The following is a 3,950-nucleotide window of genomic DNA, read 5'->3' as shown; positions in this document are numbered from 1 at the left end:
TGCGTCGGTGCCGTCCATGCCCGCAGCGTATTCCACTTCGCCGCGCGGTCCGGCAGGCGCGCCTGAGTCCGATCGGGGTGACACGCCCAACTGTGCCGATGCGTTTAAGGTCACTGCGCGATGGATATCTCCTGCACAGCGCAGGTAACGATACGGTTTCTCAGGTTCAGCTCAGACTGTTCATATACCGCACATACTCCGGTACGCGACGGTAGCCCTATGGATCGCGGAGGGCGTTGGACCGGGAATACCGACTGGGAACTACCTGTTGCCGCCAGTGACGAAGTGTCACTACTTGGCACGCCCGATTCGGAGGATTCGATCATCACCACGCTTCTCAGCCCCTCCAGCATGTCGCACGCGCAGGGGCTCCCCGCCGACGAGTGGGTGGAGCCGTCCGACGCGCCGCACGGCACCGCGGTGTTCGACGCGACCGGGGACAAGGCGGCCATGCCGTCGTGGGACGAGTTGGTGCGCCAGCACGCCGACCGCGTGTACCGGCTGGCTTACCGGCTTTCGGGCAACCAGCACGACGCCGAGGACCTCACCCAGGAGACCTTCATCCGGGTCTTCCGGTCGGTGCAGAACTACCAGCCCGGGACGTTCGAGGGCTGGCTGCACCGCATCACCACCAACCTCTTCCTCGACATGGTGCGCCGGCGCTCGCGCATCAGGATGGAGGCGTTGCCCGAGGATTACGAGCGGGTGCCCGCCGACGAGCCCAACCCCGAGCAGATCTACCACGACTCCAGGCTGGGCCCGGACCTGCAGGCCGCGCTCGATTCGCTGCCGCCGGAATTCCGCGCCGCCGTCGTGCTGTGTGACATCGAGGGCCTGTCCTACGAGGAGATCGGCGCCACGTTGGGCGTCAAACTGGGCACCGTGCGCAGCCGCATCCACCGCGGGCGCCAGGCGCTGCGGGATTACCTGGCCGCGCACCCCGACCACGACGTGGCGCGCGCCAAGTCGGCGTAATCACCGGTCGCCCGCCTAACGTTCGGGCAGCTATTCAGCCGCTTTGCGGCCTTACCCTCGGTATCGCGCGGCCTGTCGCGCTACATTCGACATAAGGCGGCAATAAGAAATGAGTGGCGAGGAGTTGGTGATGCCCGATCGTGGACATGTGTTCCGCCGCGCGTTCTCCTGGCTCCCCGCTCAGTTCGCCTCCCAGAGTGACGCGCCCATCGGCGCCCCCCGCCAGTTCGGCTCCACCGAGCACCTGTCCGTCGAAGCGATCGCGGCGTTCGTCGACGGCGAGCTGCGGATGAACGCCCATCTGCGCGCCGCGCATCATCTGTCGTTGTGCGCCCAGTGCGCGGCCGAGGTCGAGGACCAGAGCCGGGCCCGCGCGGCGCTGCGCGATTCGCGCCCCATCCGCATCCCCAGCACCCTGCTCGGCATGCTGGCCGACATTCCCTACGAGTCGCCCGACGACTCCTCCGTGGCCGCCGACCGGTTCGCCGATCGGGACGGCCGGGAGCGGCGCAAGCGCCGGTAGCCGATCGGCGCCCCGCCCCTTCGAGGCGTCCCCCGCGCGCGTTCATGCCGACCGATGGCGGGCCATGGATACTAGGGTGGACACGGACAACGCCGGTGCCGCGTGTTTCGCCCGGCAAAGGCCCGTCTCGAGCGCTCAAGCAGAGGATCCAAAAGGGACAACGTGACCTCCGACCAAGGCTACGACCAAGCAAAAGACAGCGGCAACCGCTTAGCGCCGCGCCCCATCTCGCGTCCGCCGGTCGACCCCGCGTCGCGCCGGGAGTTCGGTCGTCCCGAGGGGCTGCGCGGGTCGTTCGTGGCCGAACGGGTCCGTCCGCAGAAGTACCGCGACCAGGCCGAATTCCGGCCCAGCGACCGACCGGCCGACCCCGTATTGCAAGAGGCGTTCCACCGGCCGGACGGCAGCCCCGATTCGCTGCAGCGCCACCCGGTGGACGCCAATGCGCTGGCAGCCGAGAAAGACGGTGTGGGGCCCGACGAGCTCGACGACCCCTGGCGAGACCCGGGCGCCGCGGCCGCATTGGGCACGCCGGCGGTGCCGCCGTCGCGTTCCGGTACCGCCCTGGGTTACGGCGGCAAACTGGGCGTGCGCGACGTGTTGTTCGGCGGCAAGGTGTCCTACCTCGCGTTGTTGGTCCTGCTGCTGATCGCGTTGGTCATCGGGGTGCTCGGCGGGGTGATCGGCCGCAAGACGGCCGAAGTCGCCGAGGCCTTCACCACCTCGAAGGTGACGCTGTCCACCAGCGGCAACGGCGAAGGCCCGGCCGGCCGGTTCGCCAAGGTTGCGGCCGCGACGGCGGGCGCCGTGGTGACCATCGAGTCCAAGAGCGACCAGGAAGGCATGCAGGGCTCCGGCGTCGTCATCGACGGCCGCGGCTACATCGTCACCAACAACCACGTCATCTCCGAGGCGGCGAACAACCCCAGCCAGTTCAAGACGACCGTGGTCTTCAACGACGGCAAAGAGGTGCCGGCGAACCTGGTGGGCCGCGACCCCAAGACCGACCTGGCCGTGCTGAAGGTCGACAACGTCGACAACCTGTCGGTGGCGCGCCTCGGTGATTCCGACAAGGTGCGGGTGGGCGACGAGGTGCTGGCCGCGGGTGCGCCGCTGGGGCTGCGCAGCACCGTCACGCACGGCATCATCAGCGCGCTGCACCGGCCGGTGCCGCTGTCGGGCGAGGGCTCGGACACCGACACCGTGATCGACGCGCTGCAGACCGACGCGTCGATCAACCACGGGAACTCCGGCGGCCCGCTGATCGACATGGACTCCCAGGTGATCGGCATCGACACCGCCGGTAAGTCATTGTCCGACAGCGCAAGCGGGCTGGGCTTCGCCATCCCGATCAACGAGGCCAAGCAGGTCGCCCAGACGCTGATCAAGGACGGCAAGATCGTCCACCCGACGCTGGGGGTCAGCACCCGGTCGGTGAGCAACGCGATCGCCTCCGGCGCCCAGGTGGCCAACGTCAAGGCCGGCAGCCCCGCGCAGAAGGGCGGCGTCCTGGAGAACGACGTCGTCGTCAAGGTCGGCAATCGCAAGGTCGCCGACGCCGACGAGTTCGTCGTCGCGGTGCGGCAGTTGACCATTGGCCAGGACTCGCCGATCGAGGTCGTCCGCGACGGCCGGCACGTCACGCTGACGGTCAAGCCAGACCCTGACCAAAGCTGATGTTCGGCAGCCTGAGCTGGGAGCACATGCTCGTCCTCGTCGTGGTCGGGCTGGTGGTCCTCGGGCCAGAGCGGCTGCCGGGTGCCATCCGGTGGACGTCCAACGCCTTGCGTCAGGCGCGCGACTACCTCAGCGGGGTAACCAGTCAGCTGCGTGAGGACCTCGGCCCCGAGTTCGACGATCTGCGCGTTCCGCTGAGCGAGCTGCAGAAGCTGCGGGGCATGACACCGCGCGCGGCGCTGACCAAGCATCTGCTGGACGGCGATGATTCGTTCCTGACCGGAGCCTTCGACAAACCGGCGAACGGCGCCCCGCCGCAAGCCCCGCACCCGGCCCCGCCCGCCGCGAACGGCCAGGCACTGGCGGCCGAACAGCAGTCCGGCGGTCACACGCCGTTCGATACCGACGCGACCTGAACCGTCAGCGCCGGGTCGGATCGAGCCCGAGCGATACGCCGGCCAGCCCGCGCTTGCGCGACGACAAGCTGTCGGCCACCCCGCGCAGCGCCTTGCCGACCGGCGAATCGGGCGCGCTCAGCACCAGCGGCGTGCCGGAGTCGCCCGCGGCCACCAGCTCGGGATCCAGTGGGATCTGACCCAGCAGTGGCACGTCGGCGCCCACCGCACGGGTCAGCCGCTCGGCCACCTGCCGGCCGCCGCCCTCGCCGAACACCTGCAGCGTGGAACCGTCGGGCAGGGTGAGGCCGGACATGTTCTCCACCACGCCGACGACGCGCTGACGGGTCTGCAGCGCGATGCTGCCGGCCCGCTCGGCG

The 3,950-nt window shown here is 69.2% G+C and carries 5 protein-coding genes; 4 read left to right on the top strand and 1 reads right to left on the bottom strand.

Features of this window, described 5'->3' with window-relative positions; genetic code table 11:
- The first annotated feature begins 219 nt into the window (after positions 1 to 219).
- The 4 genes from sigE (at position 220) to tatB (ending at position 3,591) form a co-directional block, all read left to right on the top strand.
- Positions 220 to 975 (top strand): RNA polymerase sigma factor SigE, encoded by a 756-nt coding sequence (gene sigE / locus A9W96_RS08135; protein ID WP_066873531.1) that lies wholly within the window; start codon positions 220 to 222, stop codon positions 973 to 975.
- 130 nt (positions 976 to 1,105) lie between these two features.
- Complete coding sequence (rseA, locus tag A9W96_RS08130) at positions 1,106 to 1,498, top strand: anti-sigma E factor RseA (RefSeq protein WP_197499451.1); 393 nt, start codon at positions 1,106 to 1,108, stop codon at positions 1,496 to 1,498.
- Between the two features lie 162 nt (positions 1,499 to 1,660).
- Positions 1,661 to 3,175 carry a S1C family serine protease gene (locus A9W96_RS08125; protein WP_066873536.1) on the top strand — a complete coding sequence of 505 codons (1,515 nt, stop codon included), beginning with the start codon at positions 1,661 to 1,663 and terminating at the stop codon, positions 3,173 to 3,175.
- Positions 3,175 to 3,591: a Sec-independent protein translocase protein TatB gene (gene tatB / locus A9W96_RS08120; protein ID WP_066873539.1), complete on the top strand. Its 417-nt coding sequence runs from the start codon at positions 3,175 to 3,177 to the stop codon at positions 3,589 to 3,591. The genes A9W96_RS08125 and tatB overlap by 1 nt, the downstream gene beginning before the upstream one ends.
- A 4-nt stretch (positions 3,592 to 3,595) precedes the next feature.
- Here tatB and A9W96_RS08115 read toward each other — a convergent pair.
- The coding region (locus tag A9W96_RS08115) for a P-loop NTPase (RefSeq protein WP_156765156.1) at positions 3,596 to 3,950 on the bottom strand (355 nt) is incomplete at its 5' end.

The sequence above is a fragment of the Mycobacterium sp. 1245852.3 genome, assembly GCF_001669335.1.
Classification (GTDB): domain Bacteria; phylum Actinomycetota; class Actinomycetes; order Mycobacteriales; family Mycobacteriaceae; genus Mycobacterium; species Mycobacterium europaeum_A.
This window is presented reverse-complemented; position numbering and strand designations above follow the sequence as displayed.